Here is a 26,336-nt window from a genome sequence, read left to right as displayed (position 1 = left end):
TCAGGACTCCTGGTCGTGCCGATTGACCCGCTCTTCCAACTTGTTCTGGAAGTGCGAAAGCACCGTGGCCAGAATCCAGTAGATCAGCGCGGCGGCAAGATACATGGTGAAGACTTCGAAAGTCCGGGCGGTAATCAGTTGCGCCTGACGGAACAGCTCCGGCACCTGAATGGTGGCGGCCAGTGCCGTGTCCTTGACCAGCGAAATGAAGCTGTTGCCCAGCGGCGGCAACGCCGTGCGCATTGCTTGCGGCAGGATGGCCCGGCGCAGGGTTTGCGCGCGGGTCATGCCGATACTCGCAGCAGCTTCCCACTGACCACGCTCGATCGAACCGATCGCGGCGCGGAGGATTTCACAGGCGTAAGCGGCCATGTTCAGCGAGAAGCCGATCAGCGCCGCTGGCAGCGGATCCAGTTCGATTCCCAGTTGCGGGAAGCCGTAATAGATCACGAACAGTTGCACCAGCAACGGCGTCCCGCGAAAGAACGACACGTAGACGCGCGCCAGCCAGCTCACTGATTTGAAGCGCGACAAGCGCATCAACGCCAGGCCGAAGCCGAGCAGCAAGCCGAAGAACATCCCGCCGAGGCTGAGGACTACCGTGTAGTACGCGCCCTTGAGCAGAAAGGGCGCGGAGTCCAGCAACAGCGCCGATGTTTCGGCGAGTTGCTGGCTCAACTGCGGGAAGTGCGCTTCGAATTGAAATCCAACTTCCATTATTTAGTGACGTCTGCGTTGAAGTATTTCTCGGACAGCTTCTTCAGAGTGCCGTCTGCACGCAGTTCGTCGATGGCCTTGTTTACGGCAGTCAGCAGTTCCGGCTCACCTTTACGCAGGGCAACACCGGCTTCCTGACGGGAGAAAGCTTCGCCGGCGGCCACGGTTTTCGGGGCTTTCTTGGCGTATTCCAGTGCAGCCAGACGGTCGATCAGAATGGCGTCGGTGCGGCCGTTGTTCAGGTCAGCGAACTTGGTCGGATCATCGTCGTAGGTACGCACGTCGGCACCCGGCACGTTGGCGCGGACCCATTGTTCGTAGTTGGTGCCCAGGCCAACACCGACTTTTTTGCCGGACAGGTCATTGGCGGTCTTGATGTTCAGCGCCGCTTCTTTGCTCTTCAGCACCAGCGCCTGAATCCCGGAAACGGTGTACGGCTCGGAGAAGTCATACTTCTTCTTGCGCTCGTCGGAGATGGTGACCTGGTTGACTACAACGTCCAGACGCTTGGATTCCAGCGCAGCGAGAATGCCGTCCCACTTGGTCGGTTGAATCTTGGCTTTGACGCCGAGTTTTTGCGCCAGCGCTTCAGAGAGTTCAACTTCGAAACCGGACAGTTTGCCGTCGGCATCAACGAAGCTGAACGGTGGGTAAGTGCCTTCCAGGCCGACGTTGATAACGCCTTTGTCCTTGATCTGTTGCAGCTGCTCACCGGCCACTGCCTGGCCGATCAGACCGGCGCTCAGCGCCAGGCCCAGCGAACCCACCAGCAGATTGCGACGTAGTGCGGAAAAATTCATGACAAGCCCCTGTGTTTTCTTATGGAAGACGCTTAAGGAAAGTTGGCAAATTGGTGATTCGTGCGCCTGCGTTATCGTGCCCTAAAGCAGCTTATGCGTCTTGCGCGAAATTCGCCTGCGGCGAGACTATAAGATGTCTGCGTTAGACTTGAAAATACTTAATATTTGAAATGTTATTCTTTATTGGAATATGCATTATCTGTGGAAAAAGATCGCCTTCGGCAGCTCCTACATGTGATCACTTGTAGGAGCTGCCGAAGGCTGCGATCTTTTGATCTTCTGTTACAGGAAATCCTTGTAGGCGAACAACGCTGGCGCCCCACCGGTGTGCAGGAAGATGATCGGGCCTTCATCAAAACGCTGACGACCAATCCCATCAAGCAAACCCGCCATGGCCTTGCCGGTGTACACCGGATCGAGCAACACCGCTTCCTGACTCGCCAGCAACTTCACCGCCGCCAACGTCCCGGCATTCGGCTCGCCATAACGCGGGCCGAAATATTCATCCCACAACTCGACCTTGAAACTGGCCGGCAGCTCAATGTCGAGCAGCTCTGCCGTGCGTTCCGCCAGGCCTTGAACCTTCGGCCGTTGATCCTCTTCACTGCGCGAAACCGTCACGCCGATCACCGGCAATTGTGGCAACACTTCGCTCAACGCCAAGGCCAGACCGCTGTGCGTCCCGGCGCTGCCCGAGGCCAATACCACCGCAGCGAAATCGCGGCCGGTGTCCTTGATTTGCTCAGCCAGTTCCAGGCCGGCGCGTACGTAACCCAGAGCACCGAGCGCATTGGAGCCGCCAATCGGCACGAGATACGGTTTCTTGCCATTGCTGCGCAACCGAACGGCAAGGGCCGCGAGTTGTTCGTCGGCGTTGTCGAGGTTGTCGACCAGTTCGACCTTGGCATCGAACAGATCCAGCAGCAGGCGATTGCCGTTGCCGGTGTAGTTGCTATCGTCGGTGCCGAGCGGATTTTCCAGCAGCGCCACACAACCCAATCCCAGTTTGGCGGCCAGTGCGGCGGTCTGGCGAACGTGGTTCGATTGCAGCGCGCCGGCGGTGATCAGCGTGTCGGCGCCCTGCGCCAAGGCATCGGCGGCGAGGTATTCGAGCTTGCGCAATTTGTTGCCGCCCATGGCCAGCGGCGTCAGGTCATCGCGTTTGATGTACACCTCGCGGCCGAGCCAGGTGGACAGGCGTTCGAGTTTTTCCAGCGGCGTCGGGTGGCCGAGCAGGTCGAGACGGGTAAAGCGGTCCAGCTGTTGTTTGATCATGAGTCCGTACTGGCGGAGGAAGATGAAAGGACTATAGGCACGCGCTTTTACAGGGGCAACCGCCAATCGCTTATAGCCAAATCGAATGAGCCCAGCACTATCGGTTCTTAATTCGCTCTCCTGACCTTGCCGTAAAGTAGTCGCCGTTGACGCGGCCAGACAGTCCGGCCGCCCCTGAGGAGTCTTTACCGTGAGCGAGCGTTCCAGCCATTGGCAATTGCAGACCATCGTCACTCAACTGCGCAGCGCGCGGGATCAGTGGCGGGCACAGAACGGCCGGGCTTCCGGCGAGCAGGGTGGTCGCGAGCTACCGTCGCGGGCGGCGATGGCGGAGATTCTTGAAGCGTTGTGCGGCGCGTTGTTCCCGATGCGTCTGGGGCCGGTGGATCTGCGTGAAGAGAGTGAAGACTTCTACGTCGGCCACACCCTTGATGTTGCACTGAATGCCTTGCTGGCACAGACCCGTCTGGAACTGCGTTACGTCGCCCGTCATAGCGCGCAGGCCGACACAGAAGTCGAGGCCCGCGCGATCCAGATCGTGCAGGATTTCGCCCTCGCATTGCCGGGCCTGCGCACGCTGCTCGATACCGATGTGCTGGCGGCCTATCACGGTGATCCGGCGGCGCGCAGTGTTGATGAAGTGCTGCTGTGCTACCCGGGGATTCTGGCGGTGATTCACCATCGCCTGGCGCATCATTTGTATCGCGCCGGGTTGCCGTTGCTGGCGCGGATCAGTGCGGAAATCGCCCATTCGGCGACCGGTATCGATATCCATCCGGGTGCGCAGATCGGCCGCAGCTTCTTTATCGATCACGGCACGGGTGTGGTGATCGGCGAGACGGCGATCATTGGTGAGCGCGTGCGGATTTATCAGGCGGTGACGTTGGGCGCCAAACGTTTCCCGGCGGATGAGGACGGGCAGTTGCAGAAGGGCCATCCGCGTCATCCGATCGTTGAAGACGATGTGGTGATTTATGCCGGGGCGACGATTCTTGGGCGGATCACCATTGGCAAGGGTTCGACCATTGGCGGCAACGTGTGGCTGACGCGCAGCGTGCCGGCCGGATGCAATCTGACCCAGGCCAATTTGCAGCACGATGACGGCACGCAAAAGTAAGATCCCATGTAGGAGCTGCCGAAGGCTGCGATCTTTTGATCTACAAAAACCACAGCAAAAGATCGCAGCCTTCGGCAGCTACAGGTATGGGCATAAGGCCATGTTGCTGTTGAACGAATTCCTCCAAACCCGCGTCATACACCTCCTTGGGCTACTGTAGGAAAACTACCGTCGAGCCCTGCGATTAGTCCTTACCACCCTATCCATGTTTAACTTGAACGTTCATTCAAGTTAAACCGGTGGTTCGCTGCCCGCTCACAACAGGAGGCTTGCCTTTGCTGAGTCCGATCATTTCAGCCACGTTTCAACCCCGCGAGGTGCACGTTTCATGAGTGCATCGTCTACCCCCGCCAGCGGTCTGGTACGCATGAATCCGCCGGTGTTCTATTTCGCCGCGACGGTCATTCTGCTGTTTGGTCTCGTCGTCATTGCCATGCCTGAACAGGCCGGCGCCTGGCTGCTGGAAGCGCAAAACTGGGCGGCCAATACGGTCGGCTGGTACTACATGCTTGCGATGACCCTGTATCTGGTCTTCGTGGTGGTCACCGCCTTATCCGGCTACGGCAAGATAAAACTCGGTGCCGACCACGACGAGCCCGAATTCAGTTATCTGTCCTGGGCCGGCATGCTGTTCGCCGCCGGGATCAGCATCACGCTGTTCTTTTTCTGCGTCTCTGAACCGCTGACTCATATGCTCCAGCCGCCGCAAGGCGAGGCGGGCACCGCGGATGCGGCCCGTCAGGCAATGCAGATTCTGTTTCTGCACTGGGGCCTGCATGGCTGGGGCGTGTTCGCCTTTGTCGGTATGGCGCTGGCCTATTTCGCTTACCGCCACAACCTGCCGCTGGCCCTGCGCTCGGCGCTGTATCCGCTGATTGGCAAGCGCATCAACGGCCCGATCGGTTACGCGGTGGACGGCTTCGGCATCATTGCCACGGTGTTCGGTCTGGGTGCCGACATGGGCTTTGGGGTGCTGCACCTCAACTCCGGTCTCGACTACCTGTTCGGCATCGCTCACACCCAGTGGATTCAGGTCGGCCTGATCACGCTGATGATGGGCGCGGCAATCATTGTTGCGGTCTCCGGCGTCGATAAAGGCGTGCGGGTAATGTCCGACATCAACATGCTGCTGGCCTGTGCGCTGCTGCTGTTTGTGTTGTTCGCCGGGCCTACCCAGCACCTGCTCAACACCTTGATCCAGAACATCGGCGATTACCTCGGCGCCTTGCCGATGAAGAGTTTCGACCTCTACGCCTACGATAAACCGAGCGATTGGCTCGGCGGCTGGACGGTGTTCTATTGGGCCTGGTGGATCGCATGGTCGCCGTTCGTGGGCCTGTTCATCGCGCGGATTTCCCGTGGCCGCACCATCCGTGAATTCGTCTTCGGCGTGCTGTTGATTCCGCTCGGTTTTACTCTCGCGTGGATGTCGATCTTCGGCAACAGCGCCATCGATCAGGTCCTCAACCACGGCATGAGCGCGCTCGGCATGTCGGCCCTCGACAACCCGTCGATGAGCATTTACCTGCTGCTGGAAACTTATCCATGGAGCAAAACCGTCATCGCCGTGACGGTGTTTATCAGCTTCGTGTTCTTCGTCACCTCTGCCGACTCCGGTACCGTGGTGCTCTCGACCCTGTCGGCCAAGGGTGGTAGCCCGGACGAAGACGGGCCGAAATGGCTGCGGGTGTTCTGGGGGGCGATGACCGCGCTGATCACCAGTGCGCTGCTGTTCTCCGGCAGCATTGACGCGCTGAAATCGGCGGTAGTGCTGACCTCGTTGCCGTTCTCACTGATTCTGCTGCTGATGATGTGGGGCCTGCACAAGGCGTTCTATCTGGAGTCGCAGAAGCAGATCGCGCAGTTGCATTCGCTGGCACCGGTCTCCGGTTCGCGGCGCGGCACGGGCGGATGGCGACAGCGCTTGAGTCAGGCTGTGCATTTCCCGTCGCGGGACGAGGTGTACCGCTTCATGGACACCACGGTGCGCCCGGCGATTGAAGAAGTGACGGCGGTGTTCGTCGAGAAAGGCCTGAACGTGGTCACCCAGCCGGATCCGGCGAATGACAGCGTCAGCCTGGAAATCGGCCACGGTGATGCGCATCCGTTCATCTATCAGGTGCAGATGCGCGGCTACTTCACGCCGTCGTTCGCGCGTGGCGGGATGGGCTCGAAGCAACTCAACAATCGTCGCTACTACCGCGCCGAAGTGCACTTGAGCGAGGGCAGTCAGGACTACGATCTGGTCGGCTATACCAAAGAGCAGATCATCAACGACATCCTCGATCAGTACGAACGGCACATGCAGTTCCTGCATCTGGTGCGTTGATCGGCGGCTGGGCGCCGGGACGTTTACGACTCGGCGCTCAGCACCATGAACAACACCATCGCCGCCATCGGCACGCCGAATACCGCACTGCCAATCGCAATTTCCGAACCTAGCGGCTGGCCCGCATGCACCACTCCCACGGCGCCATTAATCACCGTCAATGCCAGCCACAGGGCGGCGAAGCCGTAGCCCATGGTCTGGCGGCTGAAGCCGATGCGCTCGCTGATGTACAGCATCAGAGCGAGCAGGACCAGGCCGAAGAAAATGATGATGGCAGTGTGCATGGCGGGTTCTGTCTGGTGAAGGTGCATTGCCTGAATAATCGCTTTCGCGAGCAGGCTCGCTCCCACAATGGATCTCGGCTGGACATAAATTTTACGTACACAGGAAATCCCTGTGGGAGCGAGCCTGCTCGCGATAGGGCCACCTCGGTGTTCTTTAGAGCATAGCCAATCCAGCCCCCACCATATTCATCAGGTGCTTTCGCGCTCGATGACCTGGCATTGCAGCAGGTTCAGCCGTTGCACCTCGTCGCTCGGCAACACGCCAAGACTTTCCAATACGCGGGTTGCGGCGAGCACGCCAATCTCGAGTGCCGGTGGTTTGATCGTGCTCAGGCTCGGCAAAAGCATCTCGGCGAACGGGTAATCGCCGAAGCCAAGAACGGCGCAGTCTTCGGGGATTTTGATACCTGCGCGTTGCCCGGCGAGCAGGCCGCCGGCGGCGAGGTTGTCGTTGGCGAAGATGATCGCGTCGGGGCGTGGTGAATCATTCATCAGGGCGTCCATCGCCTGTTTGCCGGCCTCGAATGGTGCGCGATCAGCGTCCGGGGCGTAGACCCAGGGTTCCAGGCTGGATTCTTTTAAAGTCGCTGCGTAACCGTCGCGGCGTTCCAATGCGCTGAAGTCGCCCGCAGCACTGTTCTGCACGAAGGCGATACGTTGATAGCCTTTTTTCAGCAGATATCTGGCGGCTGTCACGCCCACCTCGAAATGCGAAAAGCCAATCTGCATCGGCTCGCGATCCGGCTGGTAATCCCAGGTTTCAATCACCGGAATATCCGCCTCGGCGATCATCTTTTCCGTGCCGGCACTGTGAAAGTGACTGGTCAGCACCAGCGCCGCTGGCGACCAGCCGAGAAACGCCCGCACCGCATTTTCCTCCTGCTCGGTGCTGAAGTAACTCGACGCCAGCAACAGTTGATAACCGTGATGGCTGAGCGTGTCGCTGAAGCCTTGAATGGTATTGGCGAAGATCGGCCCGGAGATGTTCGGGATCACCATGCCGACGATTTTGCCCCGCGCCGAAGCCAGCCCGCCGGCCACCAGATTCGGTACATAGCCCAACTCAGCTACCACCGCCGCAATCCGCTCGCGGCGTTCGGGCGAAACCTGATCGGGCTGATTGAAATAGCGCGACACGGTAATCGCTGAAACCCCGGCCTCACGTGCCACCGCATTCAGGGTCACGCGTCCGGCGCCACGGCGTTTGCGGGGTTTTTCTTCGCTCAAGAGTCGATCCTTCTTAAAAACAAAATCGCATATAAAAGTAATTTTTCAGTATTGGACGCTCTATGTGTGGCTTGCCAATACTGTCGATGGTAGCGCTAACAAAGCGCGCTGTCTGCTACTCGCTCGAGCGAATGCCCAAGACACCGATTCAGGCGCTGTCGTCGCAGAACGGCAGCGGTTAAGGGCTAATTTCGAGTGGGCAGAGCATGCACAATATTCCTGGGGCGACACACAAACTGGCGCAGTCGATTCGCGCCGCTGGCTGGTTATTCACGGGATTGGCGGTGCTGCCATTGCCCAACGCATTCGCTGCCGAGAGTAGTGATCAGGAGCCGACGCTCAAATCGGTGACCGTCACTGCCACGCGCCGCGAAGAGTCACTGCAAAAAGTGCCGGTCGCGGTGTCGGTGATCGACGGCGAACAGCTTGAACGCGATAACCGCAACGGCGTAGCGAGCATCGTCCAGCAGGTACCGTCGCTGAACTTCCGCACCGGCGCGTCGAACAAGGACACCTCGCTGTTCGTGCGCGGCGTCGGCACGATTTCCACCTCGCCGGGCGTCGAGCCGACCGTGGCCACGGTGATCGATGGCGTGGTCTACGCGCGTCCCGGCCAATCCACTCTCGACTTGCTGGATCTGGAGCGCGTCGAAGTATTGCGCGGCCCGCAAGGCACGCTGTTCGGCAAGAATGCCTCGGCCGGCGTGCTCAACATCACCAGCAAAGCACCGACCGCCGAGACCCACGGTTACATCGACCAGTCGTACTACAGCGGCAACGAAAGCCGCACTCGTTTCGGCATTGGCGGCAGCCTGATTCCGGACACGTTGAAAGGCTCGATCAGCACGCTGTTCGGCACCTACGATGGTAACGTCGACAACCAACACAATGGCCAAGAGGTCAACGGTTACAACCATCGTGGCGTGCGCGGCAAACTCGAATTCACCCCGAATGACGACGTTACCTTCACCCTGATCGCCGACTACATGCAGTCCCATGACGACGGCCCCAACGGTGTGGTCAGCAAGTCGCTGACCCCGGCCTTCGCCAATGCGCTGAGCCCGGTCAATGCGACTAGCCACAATCGCGATATCAACACCGACACCCGCTCACACGTTGAAGACACCAACAAAGGCCTGTCCGGCCAGCTGGACTGGCAACTGGGCGATTACACGCTGACGTCGATTACCGCGTGGCGTGGCTGGGACAATACGCAGTATCAGGACGGTGACCGTCTCGGTACGGTGACGGCGGCGTTCCCCGGCACGGCGGACAAGGGCGATCTGGCCTTCGATCAATACTCGCAAGAGCTGCGCCTGGCTTCGCCGAAGGGCGAGTTCCTCGAATACGTTGGCGGCCTGTTTTACATGCACGGCAAGGACGACGAGACCTATCAACGCACGCTGACAACGACCACGCGCACTGACCGCGGCGTCGCTGATTACAGCACCACCAGCGACAGCTACGCAGCGTTCGGCGAGGCCACCCTGAACTTCACGTCCGACTTTCGCGGTATCGCCGGCTTGCGTTATACCCACGATGATCTCGAATACGATCACCGCCGCGTTTCGACTTCAGCGACCACCGTCAGCGGCATCCAACCGGCCACCAGCAGTTCCGGTTCTGTCGACGAAGATGGCTGGTCCGGCCGCCTCGGCGTGCAGTACGACTTGAGCGATACGGTCACCACTTATCTGACCTACTCGCGCGGCTACAAAGGCCCGGCCTACAACGTGTTCTTCAATATGCAGCCGCGCGACACCGAAGCGCTGAAACCGGAGACCTCCAACACTTGGGAAGCGGGGATCAAGGCGACGAGCTGGAACAATCGCCTGACCACCAACCTAGCGGTTTTCCACAGCGACTACGACAACTATCAGGCGAACTTCTTCGACACCGTCGCCGGCCAGGTTGTGACACGTTTGATCAACGCCGGCAGCGTCAGCACCGAAGGCGTCGAGCTCGACTACGCCTTGCAGGCCACCCAGCAATTGAAGCTGTCCGGCGCACTCGCCTACACCCGCGCACGGATCGACGAGTTCGCCTGCCCGGCGGGCGCGGCGGCGTCGTGCAACGTCAACGGCAAACCGCTGCCGTTCAGCCCGGACTGGAAAAGCTACGTGCGCGCCGACTACACGATCCCGCTGGATAACGGCCTGGATATCGAACTCGGCACCGACTACAGCTGGCAGAGCGAAGTGCAGTACGACATCAGCCAGAACGCCGACACCAAGCAGGGTGCCTACGGCCTGTGGAACGCCAGCGTCGCGCTGGCCGATTACAGCAATGGCTGGCGCGTGGCGCTGCTGGGCAAGAACCTCACCGATAAGTCCTATTCGCCATTGCTCGCCAGCGGCGGCAACTACATTTATCGCGCCGTGCCACGGGATGACGAGCGCTACTTCGGCGTGCAACTGCGCAAGGATTTCTGAGATGAGCAGACAGTTGAAGCTCGGCGCGTTCCTCATGGCCACCGGGCACCATGTAGCGGCGTGGCGTCATCCGGATGTGCCGGCCAACGCGGGTCTGGATTTCGCCCATTACAAACGGCTGGCGCAGATTGCCGAGGCGGCGAAGTTCGATACGTTGTTTGTCGCTGACAGCGTCGCCGCGCCGACCCAACAAATCGCCAGTCGCATGGCGCGTTCCGATCACTTTGAGCCGTTGACATTGCTCTCGGCGCTGAGTGCAGTGACCGAGCACATCGGCCTGATCGCAACGGCGACTACCAGTTACAACGAGCCGTATCACGTGGCGCGCAAATTCGCTTCGCTCGATCACCTGTCGGGTGGCCGCGCGGGGTGGAATCTGGTGACCTCGGACAATGCTTCCGAGGCGCTGAATTTCGGTCGTGATGAACACATTGGTCATGCCGAACGCTATAGCCGCGCTCGCGAATTTCATCAGGTAGTCACCGGGCTTTGGGATAGTTGGGAGGACGATGCCTTCATTCGCGACAAGGCCAGCGGAGCGTATTACGATCCTGCGAAGCTGCATGTGCTGGATCACGTCGGCGAACACTTCCGGGTCAAAGGCCCGCTGAACGTCGCGCGCTCGCCGCAGGGGCAACCGGTAATTGTCCAGGCCGGCTCTTCGGAAACAGGGCGCGAATTGGCGGCGCAGACGGCTGAAGTAGTGTTCACCGCGCAGACTTCGTTGGCCGGTGCTCAGGCGTTCTACGCCGACCTCAAAGGACGTTTGCCCAAGTACGGGCGCAGTGCCGACTCCGTGAAAATCATGCCCGGGGTTTTTGTCGTGGTCGGCCGCACCGAAGCCGAAGCGCAGGAAAAGTGTGAAACGTTTCAGCAATTAGTCGAACCTGAGGTTGGCGTCGCCTTGCTTGGGCGTATGCTGGGCAACTTCGATTTGTCGAAGTACCCGCTGGACGGGCCGTTACCGGAGTTGCCGCTAACCGAAAGCGGTCAGCAGAGCCGGCAGAAACTGCTGACTGAATTGGCAGGCCGGGAAAACCTGAGCCTTGCGCAATTGGGTCGCAAGATTGCGGGTGGACGTGGGCATTACAGCCTGGTAGGTACGCCGGAGCAGATCGCTGATCGCTTGCAGGAATGGTTCGAACAGGGCGCGGCGGACGGGTTCAACGTGCTGGTACCGCACCTGCCGGGTGGGCTCGAAGACTTCGCCACTGGCGTGGTCCCGGAACTGCAACGGCGTGGGTTGTTCAGAACGGAGTATGAGGGCCGGACGTTGCGCGAGAACCTTGGCCTGGCCCGACCCGGCAATCGATTTGTGTAACACCCTTCGCGAGTAAGCTCGCTCCCACAGGGAAATGCATTCCAAAGGTGGGAGCGAGCTTGCTCGCGAAGCAGTCGACACCCATTTCAAGACAGACAAGAGAGGATTCGATGACTTACACCGCTGCCGAAAACCGCTACGACTCCATTCCTTACCGCCGCGTCGGGCGCAGCGGTCTGGTGCTGCCGGCGCTGTCGCTGGGCTTGTGGCACAACTTTGGCGACAGCACACCGATCGACACCCAGCGCGCCTTGCTGCGCACCGCGTTCGATCTGGGCATCAACCACTTCGACCTGGCCAACAACTATGGCCCGCCGTACGGCAGCGCCGAGATCAATTTCGGCCGCCTGCTGCGTGAAGACTTCAAGCAGTATCGCGATGAACTGATCATCTCCAGCAAGGCCGGTTGGGACATGTGGCCAGGCCCTTACGGTCAGGGCGGCGGCTCGCGCAAATACGTGCTGGCCAGCCTCGACCAGAGCCTGCAACGCCTCGGTCTGGACTATGTGGATATTTTCTATTCGCACCGCTTCGACCCGGATACCCCGCTGGAAGAGACCGCCAGCGCCCTCGCCACTGCCGTGCAACAGGGCAAGGCGTTGTACATCGGGATCTCGTCGTATTCCGGGGTGAAAACCCGTGAGATCGCTGCGCTGTTGAAAGAGTGGAAAGTGCCGTTGTTGATTCATCAGCCGGCCTACAACCTGCTTAATCGTTGGGTGGAAAAAGACCTGCTTGATACCACCGATGAACTCGGCACGGGCGTGATCGCCTTCACGCCGCTGGCACAAGGTCTGCTCACCGACAAATACCTCAACGGCGTGCCGGCGGATGCGCGGGTCAATCGTCCGGGGGGTGGTTCGTTGCAGGCTTCGCACTTGTCCGACGCCAACATTGCTCACGTGCGCGCATTGAACGAGATCGCCAAGCGCCGTGGTCAGAGCCTGGCGCAACTGGCGCTGGCGTGGACGCTGCGTGATCCACGGGTGACCTCGGCGTTGATTGGTGCGAGTCGGCCGGAGCAGATTATCGAGAACGTCGGGGCGTTGAAGAATTTGAGTTTCAGTGCTGAAGAGCTGGCGGAGATTGACCGGTTTGCCCAAGAGGGCGGGATCAATCTTTGGGAGAAGCCTTCGACGGCGGAGTGATGACGATTGGGTTGGATCAGCAAGATCCAACCCCCTCACCCCAGCCCTCCCGAAACGTCGGACCGCCCCCAGGGGGGCGAGGGGGAAAGGGAGCCGATCTTCATGCTTTTCAAAACTTGAGTTCAACCCGACATTTCAGGTCGGTGTAGCTCGTACAAACACCTCGGTCAGTCCCCTCTCCCTTTGGGAGAGGGTTAGGGTGAGGGGCTTTTGCTGTTCAAGGCTCAACGAAAAAACGGCACATCCCCCAACACCGTCGCCCGCTGCATCACCCGTCGCGCCGGCCGATAGTCATCCACCGCGTAATGCTGCGTCACGCGGTTATCCCAGAACGCAATATCGTCCTGCTGCCAGCGCCAGCGAATGGTGAATTCCGGCCGCGTCGCATGGGCGAACAGAAACTTCAGAATCGCTTCGCTCTCGGTTTCCGACAGCTCATTGATCTTCGACGTGAAGCCTTCATTGACGAACAGCGAACGCCGCCCACTGACCGGGTGCGTACGAATCACCGGGTGCGACAGCGGCGGATTCTTGCGTCGTGCCTCTTCCCACTGCGCCAATGCTTCAGGCGTGTTGCCATAACGCTCCAGTGGAAACGAACGAGTGAAATCGTGGGTTGCAGTCAGCCCTTCCAGCAAGTCTTTCAGGGGTGCCGACAGCGCTTCATATGCGGCAATGCCGCTGGCCCACAACGTGTCGCCACCAAACTCCGGCAGCAACTTGGCGCTGAGCACCGCGCCCATCGCCGGCGTCGGCAGGAAGGTCACGTCGGTGTGCCAGATCGCGTTGTCACGCACGTCGGTGACGGCGGTGTCGAGGATCAGCACTTCCGGTTGTTCCGGTACGTTCGGGTAGATCGGGTGAATGTGCAGGTCGCCGAAATAGGCGGCGAAACGAGCCTGTTGCGGCGGCTCGATTGGCTGATTGCGGAAGAATAAAACCTGATATTTGAGCAGTGCCTGCTCGATCGCGTCGCGGTGTTCCAGGCTCAGCGGCTGGCTGATGTCGACGCCGCTGATCTGCGCGCCGAGGGCCGAGCTTAATGGGGTGATGTTCAGGCTGCTCATGGTCTTTCTCTTCGAATTCGGGGTTCAAGCTTTTGTAGGTGTGAGCCTGCTCGCGAATGCGGAGTGTCAGGCTAAAGTGCAGTGACTGATCCGACGCTTTCGCGAGCAGGCTCACTCCTACAGGGGATTCACATGAACGTAGTCAGTGGGCCTGGCCGTGCCACGGCACCAGTTTGCGCTGCAGGGCGCGCAGGCCCATTTCCATGGCGAAGGCGATCAGGGCGATGACCAGAATCCCCAGCACCACCACGTCGGTGACGAGGAACTGCGCGGCCGACTGCACCATGAAGCCCAAACCGCTGGTGGCAGCAATCAGTTCGGCCGCGACCAGCGTCGACCAGCCAACGCCCAGACCAATGCGCACACCGGTGAGAATGTCCGGCAGAGCGCTCGGCAAAATCACATGGCGAATCAATTGCACGCGAGTCGCGCCCAACGACTGCGCCGCACGCAATTTCGCTGGATCAACCGTGCGCACACCGGTGGCGGTAGCAATCGCAATCGGCGCGAAAATCGCCAGGTAGATCAGCAGCACTTTCGACAATTCGCCGATGCCGCACCAGATCACGATCAGTGGCAAATAGGCCAGCGGTGGGATAGGGCGGTAGAACTCGATCAGCGGATCGAGCACGCCACGGGCAATGCGGTTGGCACCGATGGCGATGCCCACCGGCACGGCGGTTAGAATCGCGAAACCCAGACCCAGACCGATACGACTCAGGCTGGCGCCAAGGTGCTGCCACAAGGTCGAATCCATGTAACCGGTGGTCGCCAGCAACCAGCCCTTCTGCAAAACAGCGGACGGTGGCGGCAGAAACAGTGGTTCGATCAAGCCAGTGGCGGTCACTGCCCACCAGATCGCCAACAAGGCAAACAGCGTCAGCAGGCTGATCCAGCGCGTACTGAGGCTACGGCGTACGGGTATCGCCGCCGATGCGCTGACGGGTTTTACCGCCGCCGAGGAAACGTCGTAACTGCTCATGCGCGCTCCTGCCGTTGCCCGGCGCTGCGTTGCGAGAACACTTTGCTCAGCACGTGTTCGCGGGTTTCGATAAAGCGCGGATCGGATTTGATCGCACGTGCTGACTCGCCAGCGGCGTAACGCTGACCGAAATCCAGGTGCAGACGCTCAACGATCTGCCCCGGATTCGGCGCGAGCAGAATCAGGTCAGTGGCGAGGAACACCGCTTCTTCAATGTCGTGGGTAATCAGGAAAACCGGTTTGGCCGTGCGCTGCCAGACTTGCAGCAACAACTCCTGCATCTGTTCGCGGGTGAACGCGTCGAGGGCGCCGAAAGGCTCGTCCATCAGCAATACACGCGGGTCAGCGGCGAGGGCGCGTGCGAGGCCGACGCGCTGTTTCTGGCCACCGGAGAGTTGCCAGATACGGCGGCTTTCGAAACCGGAAAGATCAACCAGTGCGAGCATTTCGCGGGCGATCTTTTCGCGTTTTTCTTTGGCGACACCGGCCAGTTCCAGACCGAATGCGACGTTGGCCAACACGTCCTGCCAAGGCAGCAACGCGTCGTCCTGGAACACCACGCCACGTTCGGCGCTCGGGCCTTTGACCGGCACGCCGTCGAGGGTGATGCGCCCAGCGCTTGGTTCGACGAAACCGGCAATCAGGTTCAACAGCGAAGTTTTGCCACTGCCGGACGGGCCGAGGGCGACCAGCAATTGCTGAGGCCCCAGGGTCAGAGAAATATCCGCCAGCACCGGTGTCGGGCTGCCCGGGTACTGTGCGCTGATGCGCTCCAGCTGTAGCAAGGCCATCGCAGTTAACTCCCGATCAGTTGGTGATGAATTTGGCGCTGACGTACGGCGCGTAGTCCGGCAGAACGGCTTCGACCTTGCCTTGCTCCTTGAGGAACGCGGCGGTGTCGGTGATGGCTTTGGTTGTCGGTGCGCCGAGGGTGACAACCTGGTCAGCTGCCAGCGGGTAGACGTTGCCTTGCAGCAGTAGTGGGATGTCGCTGGCCTTGGCGCCGGAGAGTTTCACCAGCTTGTCGACGTTGGACTGATCGGCGAGCCAGGCTTTCGGGTCTTTGCGGTAATCGGCGTAGGCGTCGAGGGTGACCTTGGCGAACGCGGTGACGATTTCCGGGTGCTTCTCGGCGAAGTCTTTGCGCACGATCCACGCATCGAAGGTCGGTGCACCGAACTTGGCCAGTTCGCCGGAGGTGATCAGCACTTTGCCGTTTTCCTTGGCCACGCCGAGTGCCGGATCCCACACGTAAGTGGCGTCGATGTCACCGCGTTTCCATGCGGCAATGATCGCTGGTGGGGCGAGGTTGAGCACGGTGACTTTCGATGGATCGATGTTCCAGTGCTTCAGCGCCGCCAGCAGGCTGTAGTGACCGGTCGATACGAACGGCACGGCGATTTTCTTGCCGATCAGATCTTGCGGGGTCTTGATGCCGGAACCGTCTCGAGCGACCAATGCTTCGGCGGCGCCGATCTGGGTCGCGATAAGGAATGTTTCGACCGGGACTTTGCGGGTGATCGCCGCGGTCAGCGGGCTCGAACCGAGGTAGCCAATCTGCACATCACCGGAGGCGATGGCGGCAATGATGTCGGCGCCGTTATCGAACTTGCGCCAGGCGATATCGGCTTTGGTGGCTTTTTCGTAAGCGCTGTCAGCCTGGGCGACTTTCGCCGGGTCAACGGTGGTTTGGTAGGCGACGGTGAGGTCGGCGGCCTGAGCCAGAAAACTCGCGGCAGCCAGGGAGGCCACGGCGAGCAGGCGAAGCGGGAAATTCAGTTTCATTGAAGAGCTCCATATCAGGCGACCGAGCGTCGGCGTGAAAGGAGACTAAATGATCTAAGAATCAGTAAATAAATAACTTTTTAGAATGAGCTTATGAGCGGAAAAATCTAAGAGCGGGGGAATTGTGGGGTATTTCGGATTTTTCGTTCGGCGTTAGATTTTTCCCCCTCACCCCAGCCCTCTCCCCAAAGGGGCGAGGGGGAAAGGGGGCCGATCTGTGTGCTTTTCAAGGCCTGAGTTCGGCTGGATATTTCAGGTCGGCGTAAATCTCAAGAGCACCTAAATCAGTCCCCTCTCCCTCTGGGAGAGGGCTAGGGTGAGGGGCTTTTAGTTGCTGATCGCCAAAATACTCGCCTGATACGACCCGACGAATACGTCGAAATCACCGACTTCGTTCTGCTCCAGCTCAGCCTGCGCTGCCAGCGACGTACGCGCCAGTTCCTCAAACTTCGCCTGTTCATCCGCCGCCAACGGCTCGCTACGGAAAAACTCGGCATGTGCCTGGCTCTGACGCAGGGAGAACTGCGCAAAGCTTTCCTTGTGCTCGGCCATCGCCGCCAACACCTGCGCGGATGGCGTCAGGGACGGATCGCTGACCTTGGCCAGTTGCGTATCCAGCGCCTTGCTGTGCGCATCGCCGCCATGGCTCTGATCCAGCAACGCCGCCAATGGAGCAATTTGTTCCAGCAGTTCGGCTGCCCAAGCCTTCATCTCGACCGACTCACCGTCACGCTGCAATTGCAGGCCCGGACGGCGACCTTCCTTGACCACGCTGAGGAAGTTCGACGTCGCGTTGCCACACGAAGTGTTGGTCAGCAACGGGCTGTCGTTCAGCGCGCAATACAGCAGGAACGCGTCGAGGAAGCGCGATTCAGTGAGATCGATGCCCATCGGCAGGAACGGGTTGATGTCCAGGCAACGCACTTCAACGTACTGAATGCCACGGGCCACCAACGCCTGAATCGGCCGCTCGCCGGTGTAGGTCACGCGTTTCGGGCGGATGTTGGAGTAGTACTCGTTTTCGATCTGCAGGATGTTGGTGTTGAGCTGCACCCACTCGCCATCCTGGTGCGTGCCGACTTCAACGTACGGCGCGTACGGCGTGGCCACGGCTTTGCGCAGGCTGTCGGTGTAGCTCGCCAGATCGTTGTAGCAAGGCGTCAGACCGGCTTGGGCGTTGCTCTGATAACCGAGGTCGCTCATGCGCAGGCTGGTGGCGTACGGCAGATACAGGGTGTCCGGATCGAGTTGTTCCAGCTGATGCGAACGCCCGCGCAGGAAACCGGCGTCGAGCGCTGGCGAGGCACCGAACAGGTACATCAGCAGCCAGCTGTAGCGACGGAAATTACGGATCAGTGCGATGTAGGAGAACGATTGATAATCGCGGTCAGTGCCGACAAATCCTTCGGTTTCGCGCAGCAGCGGCCAGAGCTTTTCCGGCAGGGAGAAGTTGTAGTGAATCCCGGCGATGCACTGCATGGTCTTGCCATACCGCAGGGCGAGGCCCTTGCGATAGACGTACTTGAGCTGACCGATATTGGAGGTGCCGTAATAGGCAATCGGGATATCTTCCTCGGCCGGCAACGGGCACGGCATCGATGGACTCCACAGGTACTCGTTGCCGAGCTTGCTGTAGGCAAAACGGTGAATCTTGTCCAGGCTCGCCAGGGTATCAGCCGGATCCGGCAGGGCGGGCGTGATGAATTCCAGCAGCGACTCGGAGTAGTCGGTGGTGATTTGTTCGTTGGTCAGCGCGGAACCCAAGGCTTCGGGGTGCGGCGTTTGCGCCAGGCGACCTTCGCTGGTCACACGCAGGCATTCACGTTCGATACCGTGCAGGCACTGCTCGAGCAGAGAGAGGTTAGCGCGCTCGCCGAGCAGAGCCAGGCGGCGGTTGAGAAGTTCGCTCAATTTGGATTCCTTCACGCGTCAGTCGCCCCAATATGGGGGTGGGCAGGACGGTCTACAAGGGTGAAGTTGAAACTGGCGTTTTCGCCTGGTTTTGTAGCGGCAGGCCATTTGCCGGTCAGTCAGGAACTGCACAATCCCTGTGGGAGCGAGCCTGCTCGCGAAGGCGGTGTGTCAGCCAACATCTGCATTGCTGATACACCCTCTTCGCGAGCAGGCTCGCTCCCACAGGATTCGTTGCGCCGAAATTAACTCAAATTGATGACCACAAGCTACAGGACAGCGAACGTGCCTTGCGCTTTTGCGACCAGTTTGTCGCCCTGCATCACGTCGGCTTCGACCACCAGCGTGCGCCGGCCCGGGTGGATAACCCGCGCCGTGCACATCACCTCGCCATCGGAAACGGCGCGGATATAGTTGATCTTGCACTCGATGGTTGCGCTCTGCTGATCGAAACCGTGGGTGCTGGAACAGGCCAGCCCCATGGCAATGTCGACCAGACTGAACAGCGCACCACCGTGCAATTTGCCGCCGCGATTGCGCAGTTCCGGTTCCAGCACCAGGGCGACTTGCGCCGCCCCGGTTTCCAGGCTGTGCAGGCGGCAGCCCAACAGCTTGAAAAACGCGCTCTCGACGAGCCCGGCTGGAATTTCCATCAGCGTTTCTTCAATTGCTTGGCGTTGGCGAACAGCGAGGCCATCGCGTTGTTCACTGGTGCGGCGGTTGCGGTTTCCTTGCGTGGCGCGTTGTTCGAAGGCTGGCGCTGCGCCGAACCCGGACGCGAGCCACGGGCGCCGTCGATCTTCTCGCCCGGGGTATCGCCCATGCGCATCGACAGGCCAACGCGTTTGCGCGGGATGTCGACTTCCATGACCTTCACTTTCACCACGTCACCGGCCTTCACCGCTTCGCGTGGATCCTTGATGAACTTCTCCGACAACGCCGAGATGTGCACCAGACCGTCCTGATGCACGCCGATGTCGACGAATGCGCCGAACGCGGTCACGTTGGTGACGACGCCTTCGAGGATCATCCCCAGTTGCAGGTCTTTCAGATCTTCGACGCCTTCCTGGAACTCAGCGGTCTTGAACTCGGGACGCGGGTCGCGGCCCGGTTTTTCCAGTTCCTGGATGATGTCGGTTACGGTCGGCAGACCGAAGGTTTCGTCGGTGAATTTCTTCGGATCCAGACGCTTGAGGAAGCTTGCATCGCCGATCAGCGAGCGGATATCACGGTCGGTTTCAGCGGCAATGCGCTGCACCAGCGGATAGGCTTCCGGGTGCACCGCCGAGGAATCCAGCGGGTTGTCGCCGTTCATCACGCGCAAGAAACCGGCCGCCTGTTCGAAGGTTTTTTCGCCCAGACGCGCGACTTTCTTCAGCGCTGCGCGGGTTTTGAACGCACCGTGTTCGTCGCGGTGCGTGACGATGTTTTGCGCCAGCGTTGCGTTGAGGCCAGAGATTCGGGCCAGCAGTGCCACCGAAGCGGTGTTTACATCAACGCCGACGGCGTTCACGCAGTCCTCGACAACAGCGTCCAGACCACGCGCCAGTTTCAGCTGCGAGACGTCATGCTGGTACTGGCCGACACCGATGGATTTCGGATCGATTTTCACCAACTCGGCGAGTGGATCCTGCAAGCGGCGGGCGATAGATACCGCGCCCCGAATCGATACGTCGAGGTCCGGGAATTCCTTGGCCGCCAGTTCCGACGCCGAGTACACCGATGCACCGGCCTCGGAGACCATGACTTTGGTCATTTTCATCGCTGGGTATTTTTTGATCAGCTCGATCGCCAGTTTATCGGTCTCGCGGCTGGCGGTGCCGTTGCCGATGGCGATCAGGTCAACCGAGTGCTTGGCGCACAGGGCAGCCAGAATGGCGATGGTCTGATCCCACTTGTTGTGCGGCACGTGCGGGTAAACCGTGGCGTGATCGAGCAACTTGCCGGTGGAGTCGACCACGGCAACCTTGCAACCAGTGCGCAGGCCCGGGTCGAGGCCCAGGGTTGCACGCGGGCCGGCCGGTGCGGCCAGCAGCAAGTCGTGCAGGTTGTGGGCGAACACGTTGATCGCTTCGGTTTCGGCGCCGTCACGCAGTTCGCCGAGCAGGTCGGTTTCCAGGTGCGTGTAGAGCTTGACCTTCCACGTCCAGCGCACCACTTCGCCGAGCCATTTGTCGGCCGGGCGGTTCTGGTTCTGGATGTTGAATTGCTGGCCGATCATGCCTTCGCACGGGTGCATGGTGCCCGGCAGCTCGTCGCCGACTTTCAAAGCAGAGCTGAGGATGCCTTCGTTGCGGCCACGGAAAATCGCCAGTGCCCGGTGCGATGGCATGCTTTTCAGCGGTTCGTCGTGTTCGAAGTAGTCGCGGAACTTGGCGCCTTCCTCTTCTTTGCCGGCGATAACGCGGGCACTGAGGGTCGCTTCCTGCTTGAGGTAGTTGCGCAATTTTTCCAGCAGGCTGGCGTCTTCGGCGAAGCGCTCCATGAGGATGTACTTGGCGCCTTCCAGTGCGGCCTTCACATCGGCCACGCCTTTTTCGGCATCGACGAAGCGTGCGGCTTCGGTTTCCGGGGTCAGGTTCGGATCGTTGAACAGGCCGTCGGCCAGGTCGCCGAGGCCGGCTTCCAGGGCAATCTGGCCCTTGGTGCGGCGCTTCTGCTTGTACGGCAGGTACAAGTCTTCGAGGCGGGTCTTGGTGTCGGCGAGTTTGATGTCGCGTTCGAGGGCTGGGGTGAGTTTGCCTTGCTCTTCGATGCTGGCGAGGATGCTGATGCGCCGTTCGTCGAGTTCTCGCAGGTAGCGCAGACGCTCTTCCAGATGACGCAACTGGGTGTCATCGAGGCTGCCGGTGACTTCTTTCCGGTAACGGGCGATGAAGGGAACGGTAGAGCCTTCATCGAGTAGCGCGACGGCCGCTTCGACCTGTTGTGGGCGTACGCCGAGTTCCTCGGCAATGCGGCTGTTGATGCTGTCCATAAAACCACCTGACATAGTGTGAAATCAGGCTCGCAGGCACGGAAATAAAGGCCCGGAGTCTGGTTGAGCGGCTAGAAAATTGCCGCTGCCTGGGTCAAAAGGCAGCCCATTGACCCGTGAAATCGAACAATTACTGCGCTCGGCAGGAAAAAAAGCCTGCCACCTGCGGTAACGATTCAGACGTTGCCTGGCACAAAACGCCGCGCATTATAACCAGCGTTCTGTCATTCGGGGGCGTTGCAGTCTGTAGGCATAAACCCCGGTTTTCTGGCAGTGAAGGAAAAATCTGCTAACAATGCACACGGTGCGTATAACGGCAGCTACGCCATAATGCGCGCCGAGCTAAAAGGAGCATCTAATGAGCAGCACTGCACAAACTGCTGAAGGCGAAAAAATTCTCATCGTTGACGACGATCCGGGGCTGAGCAGCCTGCTGGAACGTTTTTTCGTCAGCAAGGGCTACCGTGCCCGCACCGTACCGAACACCGAGCAGATGGATCGTCTGCTGTCGCGTGAGGTCTTCAATCTGGTCGTCCTCGACCTGATGCTGCCCGGCGAAGACGGTCTGACCGCTTGCCGCCGCCTGCGTGGCGCGAACAACCAGATTCCGATCATCATGCTCACCGCCAAGGGCGATGAGTTGAGCCGCATCAAGGGCCTGGAACTGGGCGCCGACGATTATCTGGCCAAGCCGTTCAACCCGGACGAGCTGATGGCCCGGGTCAAAGCCGTCCTGCGTCGTCAGGCCGCTCCGGTACCGGGCGCGCCGGGCAGTGAAGACGAAAACGTCACCTTCGGTGATTACGTGTTGTCGCTGGCCACCCGCGAACTGAAACGCGGCGACGAAGTGCACATGCTCACCACCGGTGAGTTTGCGGTACTCAAGGCGCTGGTGATGAACGCGCGTCAGCCGCTGACCCGCGACAAACTGATGAATCTGGCCCGTGGCCGCGAATGGGATGCACTCGAGCGTTCCATCGATGTGCAGATTTCCCGGCTGCGCCGCATGATCGAGCCTGATCCGTCGAAACCACGTTACATCCAGACTGTCTGGGGCGTGGGCTACGTGTTTGTACCGGATGGCGCCGCCACCAAGTGATCGGCGATTTGTAGGAGCGGGTCTGCAGGTTTTGGTCGAACGGCCATGCCCGCAGACTCGCAATCCGCAATATGCGAGCATTGCTCGCTCCTGCAAGTGTGTAGCGGTTATCGATGAAAACCCCTGTCTGGTTCCCTCAAAGTTTTTTCTCCCGCACCCTTTGGCTGGTGCTTATCGTCGTGCTGTTTTCCAAGGCGCTGACCCTGGTTTATCTGTTGATGAACGAGGACGTGCTGGTGGATCGCCAATACAGCCACGGCGTCGCCCTGACACTGCGAGCCTATTGGGCTGCCGATGAAGAAAATCGCGCGAAGATCGCTGATGCCGCCACCCTGATCCGGGTCGTGGGCGCCGGTGTGCCGGAAGGCGAACAGCACTGGCCGTACAGCGAAATCTATCAGCGGCAGATGCAGGCGGAGTTGGGCGCCGACACCGAAGTACGCTTACGCATGCACTCGCCGCCGGCTTTGTGGGTCCGCGCGCCGAGCCTCGGTGACGGCTGGCTGAAGGTGCCGCTGTATCCGCATCCTTTGCGCGGCCAGAAAATCTGGAACGTGCTCGGCTGGTTCCTCGCCATCGGCTTGTTGTCGACGGCGTCTGCATGGATTTTCGTCAGTCAGCTCAACCAACCCTTGAAGCGTCTGGTCTATGCCGCCCGGCAACTCGGTCAGGGTCGCAGCGTACGTCTGCCGATCAGCGATACGCCGAGCGAAATGACCGAGGTGTATCGCGCTTTTAACCAGATGGCCGAAGACGTCGAGCAGGCCGGACGCGAGCGTGAGTTGATGTTGGCCGGCGTGTCCCACGACTTGCGCACACCGCTGACCCGTTTGCGGCTGTCGCTGGAATTGATGGGCGATCGCAACGACCTGACTGACGACATGGTGCGCGACATTGAAGACATGGACGCGATTCTCGACCAGTTCCTTGCGTTCATCCGCGATGGTCGTGACGAGTCGGTAGAAGAGGTGGATCTGACTGATCTGGTGCGCGAGGTCGCGGCGCCGTACAACCAGAATGAAGAGAAAGTGCGTTTGCGTCTGGAGCCGATCCAGCCGTTTCCGCTGCGTCGGGTATCGATGAAACGCTTGCTGAACAACCTGATCGGCAACGCCTTGAACCATGCTGGCGGTCACGTTGAAGTTGCGGCTTACGTGTCCGGTGACGTCAGTGCGCCGTATGTGGTGCTGAGTGTGATGGACCGTGGTGCGGGGATCGACCCTTCGGAGTTGGAGGCGATCTTCAACCCGTTTACCCGTGGCGATCGTGCCCGCGGCGGCAAGGGTACAGGGTTGGGTTTGGCGATCGTGAAGCGGATTGCTTCGATGCATGGCGGCAATGTTGAACTGCGTAACCGGTCCGGGGGAGGGCTGGAGGCGCGGGTGAGATTGCCGCTGGGGTTGATGTTACCAAGAGACGCCGTCTAACCCCCAAAAACCCCTCACCCCAGCCCTCTCCCGGAGGGAGAGGGAGCTGACCGAGGTGTCTGGGGTCATACGTCGACCTGAAAATCCGAGTCGATTATGGATTCGGCACAGCAAGATCAGGTCGGCGTATCTCTTAATCGTCCCTCAATCTGCTCCCTCTCCCAGAGGGGGCAGACCGAGGTGTCTTGCGTCATACATCGACCTGAAAGACTGGGGCGATTGTGGATTCGGCACAGCAGGATCAGGTCGGCGTAGTTCTCCAATATCCCCCAATCAGTCCCCTCTCCCTTCGGGAGAGGGTTAGGGTGAGGGGCTGTTGCTCTTAGCTCTAGCTCTTCGCTCTAGCCCTTGCCTTTGGTGCGGGTCATATTCGGCCCGCCATTCTTCTCAAGATGCTCAATGATGATCCCCGCCACATTTTTGCCGGTGGTGGTCTCGATCCCTTCCAGCCCTGGCGAGGAGTTCACTTCCATCACCAAGGGCCCGTGATTGGAACGCAGGATATCCACCCCCGCCACCGCCAGGCCCATGACCTTAGCGGCGCGCAACGCGGTCATGCGTTCTTCCGGGGTTATCTTGATCAGGCTGGCGCTGCCGCCGCGATGCAGATTTGAACGGAACTCACCCGGTTTGGCCTGGCGCTTCATTGCCGCGATGACTTTGTCACCGACCACGAAGCAGCGAATATCCGCGCCGCCGGCTTCCTTGATGTATTCCTGAACCATGATGTTCTGCTTCAGGCCCATGAACGCTTCGATCACCGACTCTGCCGCCGTGGCGGTTTCGCACAACACCACGCCGATGCCCTGGGTGCCTTCCAGCACTTTGATCACCAGCGGCGCGCCGTTGACCATGTCGATCAAATCGGGAATGTCGTCCGGCGAGTGAGCAAACCCGGTCACCGGCAAACCGATGCCGCGACGCGACAGCAGTTGCAACGAGCGCAACTTGTCCCGCGAACGGGCGATGGCCACCGATTCGTTGAGCGGAAAAACCCCCATCATTTCGAACTGGCGCAACACGGCACAACCATAAAACGTCACCGACGCGCCGATCCGCGGGATCACCGCATCGAAGCCTTCCAGCGGTTTGCCGCGATAGTGAATCTGCGGCTTGTGGCTGGCGATGTTCATGTAGGCGCGCAAGGTGTCGATCACTACCATTTCATGCCCGCGCTCGGTTCCGGCTTCGACCAGACGACGGGTGGAATACAGACGCGGGTTCCGCGACAGCACAGCGATCTTCATGCAACACCTGTGGAGGAGGTAGATACCGGGAACACCGGCTTGTCTTGTACATATTTGATGCCCGGATTGACCACCAACTGGCCATCGATCAGGGCTTTGGATCCGAGTAACAAGCGATAGCGCATGGACTTGCGGCAGGCGAGGGTGAACTCGACCGGCCACACTCGATCTCCAAGGGCCAGAGTGGTGCTGATCACGTAGCGCACCTGCGCATGGCCGTTGGAGCTTTTGATGGTTTTGCGTGTTACCAGGGGGGCTTCGCAGCGGCGATGACGCAGCTGCACCACCGTGCCCAGGTGCGCGGTGAAACGCACCCACTTTTCACCGTCACGCTCGAACGGTTCGATGTCGGTGGCATGTAGGCTGGAGGTGCTGGCACCGGTGTCGATTTTCGCTCGCAGGCCCGCGACTCCCAAATCCGGAAGCGCCACCCACTCGCGCAGACCGACAACGGTCAAATGGTCAAATGTCTTCAAAAAAATGCTCAACCGTGACAACCGCTTCAGCCCGCACGAGGCCGGATTCGCGGTATTCACGCAGAATAAGGGTTAAAAGGCGACAGATTTCTACAGCCCGGATTTCCGGCCCCTGAAGCAGGCGCCGAAACGCGCGCATTGTAATCCGGGACGCGGTCATTCATGACATGAGTGAAACGGTAGTACAGTTCATCAATATTTCAGAATGAGGAAATGCCATGGCACAAAAAAGCGAAGAGGACGACAAGGTCCGTCTCGACAAGTGGCTGTGGGCCGCGCGTTTTTACAAAACCCGTGCCTTGGCCAAAGCAGCGATCGAGAGTGGCAAGGTGCATTGTCGCGGCGAGCGCTGCAAGCCTGGCAAAGAGCCACGCATTGGCGATGAGTTCGAGATTCGTACCGGGTTTGAAGTGCGTACGGTGAAGGTCGAGGCGTTGTCGATTGTTCGACGGGGCGCTCCCGAAGCGCAGGCGTTGTACGCGGAGACCGAAGTGAGTATTGCCAAACGTGAAGCGGCTGCGGCGATGCGCAAGGCGGGCGCGTTGGGCGTGAGCACCGACGGCAAGCCGAGCAAGAAGCAGCGGCGGGATCTGTTCAAGTTCCGGGGTAGCAGTAACGACGAGTAAGCGCTTTGTTGGTGCTGGCCTCTTCGCGAGCAGGCTCCCACAGGGGATTGCATTCCAATGTGGGAGCGAGCCTGCTCGCGAATCGAGAG

General features: G+C 59.9%; 22 protein-coding genes. 8 read left to right on the top strand and 14 right to left on the bottom strand.

Going from position 1 to position 26,336, the window contains the following annotated elements; genetic code table 11:
* The 3 genes from tcyL to ACI514_RS24145 all read right to left on the bottom strand — a co-directional run bounded on the left by tcyL (position 1) and on the right by ACI514_RS24145 (position 2,792).
* Positions 1-717, bottom strand: coding sequence for a cystine ABC transporter permease (gene tcyL, locus ACI514_RS24155; RefSeq protein WP_008083614.1), 717 nt, complete (start codon positions 715-717; stop codon positions 1-3).
* A complete protein-coding gene (tcyJ, locus tag ACI514_RS24150) occupies positions 717-1,517 on the bottom strand; it encodes a cystine ABC transporter substrate-binding protein (RefSeq protein WP_405122518.1) in 801 nt (266 codons plus the stop codon). The genes tcyL and tcyJ overlap by 1 nt, the downstream gene beginning before the upstream one ends.
* Positions 1,518-1,799: 282 nt before the next feature.
* On the bottom strand, positions 1,800-2,792 hold the full coding sequence (locus ACI514_RS24145; protein ID WP_160054737.1) for a D-cysteine desulfhydrase: 993 nt from the start codon (positions 2,790-2,792) through the stop codon (positions 1,800-1,802).
* 190 nt (positions 2,793-2,982) lie between these two features.
* Here ACI514_RS24145 and epsC point away from each other — a divergent pair, with 190 nt between their 5' ends.
* Both epsC and betT read left to right on the top strand, forming a co-directional pair.
* Complete coding sequence (gene epsC / locus ACI514_RS24140) at positions 2,983-3,909, top strand: serine O-acetyltransferase EpsC (protein WP_160054739.1); 927 nt, start codon at positions 2,983-2,985, stop codon at positions 3,907-3,909.
* Between the two features lie 367 nt (positions 3,910-4,276).
* Positions 4,277-6,238, top strand: coding sequence for a choline transporter BetT (gene betT, locus ACI514_RS24135; RefSeq protein WP_171057266.1), 1,962 nt, complete (start codon positions 4,277-4,279; stop codon positions 6,236-6,238).
* 23 nt (positions 6,239-6,261) lie between these two features.
* Here betT and ACI514_RS24130 read toward each other — a convergent pair whose 3' ends face one another.
* Positions 6,262-6,522, bottom strand: a complete 261-nt coding sequence (locus ACI514_RS24130) for a hypothetical protein (RefSeq protein WP_405122517.1) — start codon at positions 6,520-6,522, stop codon at positions 6,262-6,264.
* Between the two features lie 189 nt (positions 6,523-6,711).
* Positions 6,712-7,749, bottom strand: coding sequence for a LacI family DNA-binding transcriptional regulator (locus ACI514_RS24125; RefSeq protein ID WP_405122516.1), 1,038 nt, complete (start codon positions 7,747-7,749; stop codon positions 6,712-6,714).
* 206 nt (positions 7,750-7,955) lie between these two features.
* On the opposite strand from ACI514_RS24125, the gene ACI514_RS24120 reads away from it, so the two are divergent.
* The 3 genes from ACI514_RS24120 (at position 7,956) to mgrA (ending at position 12,650) form a co-directional block, all read left to right on the top strand.
* Positions 7,956-10,181, top strand: coding sequence for a TonB-dependent receptor (locus ACI514_RS24120; protein WP_405122515.1), 2,226 nt, complete (start codon positions 7,956-7,958; stop codon positions 10,179-10,181).
* A gap of 1 nt (position 10,182) precedes the next feature.
* Entirely contained in the window at positions 10,183-11,502 is a 1,320-nt protein-coding gene (locus ACI514_RS24115) for an LLM class flavin-dependent oxidoreductase (protein ID WP_160054745.1), read from the top strand.
* A 110-nt stretch (positions 11,503-11,612) separates the two neighbouring features.
* Positions 11,613-12,650 carry an L-glyceraldehyde 3-phosphate reductase gene (gene mgrA / locus ACI514_RS24110; RefSeq protein ID WP_034148469.1) on the top strand — a complete coding sequence of 346 codons (1,038 nt, stop codon included), beginning with the start codon at positions 11,613-11,615 and terminating at the stop codon, positions 12,648-12,650.
* A 224-nt stretch (positions 12,651-12,874) separates the two neighbouring features.
* Here the strand turns inward: mgrA and tauD are convergent, their stop codons facing one another.
* The 7 genes from tauD to ACI514_RS24075 form a co-directional block, all read right to left on the bottom strand.
* A complete protein-coding gene (gene tauD, locus ACI514_RS24105; protein ID WP_160054746.1) occupies positions 12,875-13,717 on the bottom strand; it encodes a taurine dioxygenase in 843 nt (280 codons plus the stop codon).
* 142 nt (positions 13,718-13,859) lie between these two features.
* Positions 13,860-14,699, bottom strand: coding sequence for a taurine ABC transporter permease TauC (tauC, locus tag ACI514_RS24100; RefSeq protein WP_102899603.1), 840 nt, complete (start codon positions 14,697-14,699; stop codon positions 13,860-13,862).
* Complete coding sequence (tauB, locus tag ACI514_RS24095) at positions 14,696-15,490, bottom strand: taurine ABC transporter ATP-binding subunit (RefSeq protein ID WP_160054747.1); 795 nt, start codon at positions 15,488-15,490, stop codon at positions 14,696-14,698. Before tauB ends, tauC begins: the two co-directional genes overlap by 4 nt.
* Before the next feature lie 16 nt (positions 15,491-15,506).
* Positions 15,507-16,484 carry a taurine ABC transporter substrate-binding protein gene (tauA, locus tag ACI514_RS24090; RefSeq protein WP_405122514.1) on the bottom strand — a complete coding sequence of 326 codons (978 nt, stop codon included), beginning with the start codon at positions 16,482-16,484 and terminating at the stop codon, positions 15,507-15,509.
* A 327-nt stretch (positions 16,485-16,811) separates the two neighbouring features.
* Positions 16,812-18,395: a glutamate--cysteine ligase gene (gene gshA / locus ACI514_RS24085; RefSeq protein ID WP_405122513.1), complete on the bottom strand. Its 1,584-nt coding sequence runs from the start codon at positions 18,393-18,395 to the stop codon at positions 16,812-16,814.
* Positions 18,396-18,664: 269 nt separating this feature from the next.
* Positions 18,665-19,048 (bottom strand): PaaI family thioesterase, encoded by a 384-nt coding sequence (locus ACI514_RS24080; RefSeq protein WP_160054749.1) that lies wholly within the window; start codon positions 19,046-19,048, stop codon positions 18,665-18,667.
* Complete coding sequence (locus tag ACI514_RS24075; protein WP_160054750.1) at positions 19,048-21,372, bottom strand: Tex family protein; 2,325 nt, start codon at positions 21,370-21,372, stop codon at positions 19,048-19,050. The genes ACI514_RS24080 and ACI514_RS24075 overlap by 1 nt, the downstream gene beginning before the upstream one ends.
* A 358-nt stretch (positions 21,373-21,730) precedes the next feature.
* Here ACI514_RS24075 and ompR point away from each other — a divergent pair, with 358 nt between their 5' ends.
* Positions 21,731-22,471 (top strand): two-component system response regulator OmpR, encoded by a 741-nt coding sequence (gene ompR, locus ACI514_RS24070; RefSeq protein ID WP_064388985.1) that lies wholly within the window; start codon positions 21,731-21,733, stop codon positions 22,469-22,471.
* Positions 22,472-22,584: 113 nt separating this feature from the next.
* Positions 22,585-23,898 carry an ATP-binding protein gene (locus tag ACI514_RS24065; RefSeq protein WP_007917930.1) on the top strand — a complete coding sequence of 438 codons (1,314 nt, stop codon included), beginning with the start codon at positions 22,585-22,587 and terminating at the stop codon, positions 23,896-23,898.
* Between the two features lie 341 nt (positions 23,899-24,239).
* On the opposite strand, the gene rimK is transcribed toward ACI514_RS24065, so the two are convergent.
* Positions 24,240-25,145 carry a 30S ribosomal protein S6--L-glutamate ligase gene (gene rimK / locus ACI514_RS24060; protein WP_007949201.1) on the bottom strand — a complete coding sequence of 302 codons (906 nt, stop codon included), beginning with the start codon at positions 25,143-25,145 and terminating at the stop codon, positions 24,240-24,242.
* Positions 25,142-25,603 carry an ATP-dependent zinc protease gene (locus ACI514_RS24055; RefSeq protein ID WP_171057267.1) on the bottom strand — a complete coding sequence of 154 codons (462 nt, stop codon included), beginning with the start codon at positions 25,601-25,603 and terminating at the stop codon, positions 25,142-25,144. The genes rimK and ACI514_RS24055 overlap by 4 nt, the downstream gene beginning before the upstream one ends.
* Positions 25,604-25,839: 236 nt before the next feature.
* On the opposite strand from ACI514_RS24055, the gene ACI514_RS24050 reads away from it, so the two are divergent.
* Positions 25,840-26,247, top strand: coding sequence for an RNA-binding S4 domain-containing protein (locus ACI514_RS24050; protein WP_405122512.1), 408 nt, complete (start codon positions 25,840-25,842; stop codon positions 26,245-26,247).
* The last annotated feature ends 89 nt before the right edge of the window (positions 26,248-26,336 follow it).

Source organism: Pseudomonas sp. M20, from assembly GCF_045037865.1.
In the GTDB taxonomy this organism is placed as follows: Bacteria; Pseudomonadota; Gammaproteobacteria; order Pseudomonadales; family Pseudomonadaceae; genus Aquipseudomonas.
The sequence above is the reverse complement of the archived record's forward strand: the minus strand, read 5'-3'. Positions and strand labels throughout refer to the sequence as shown.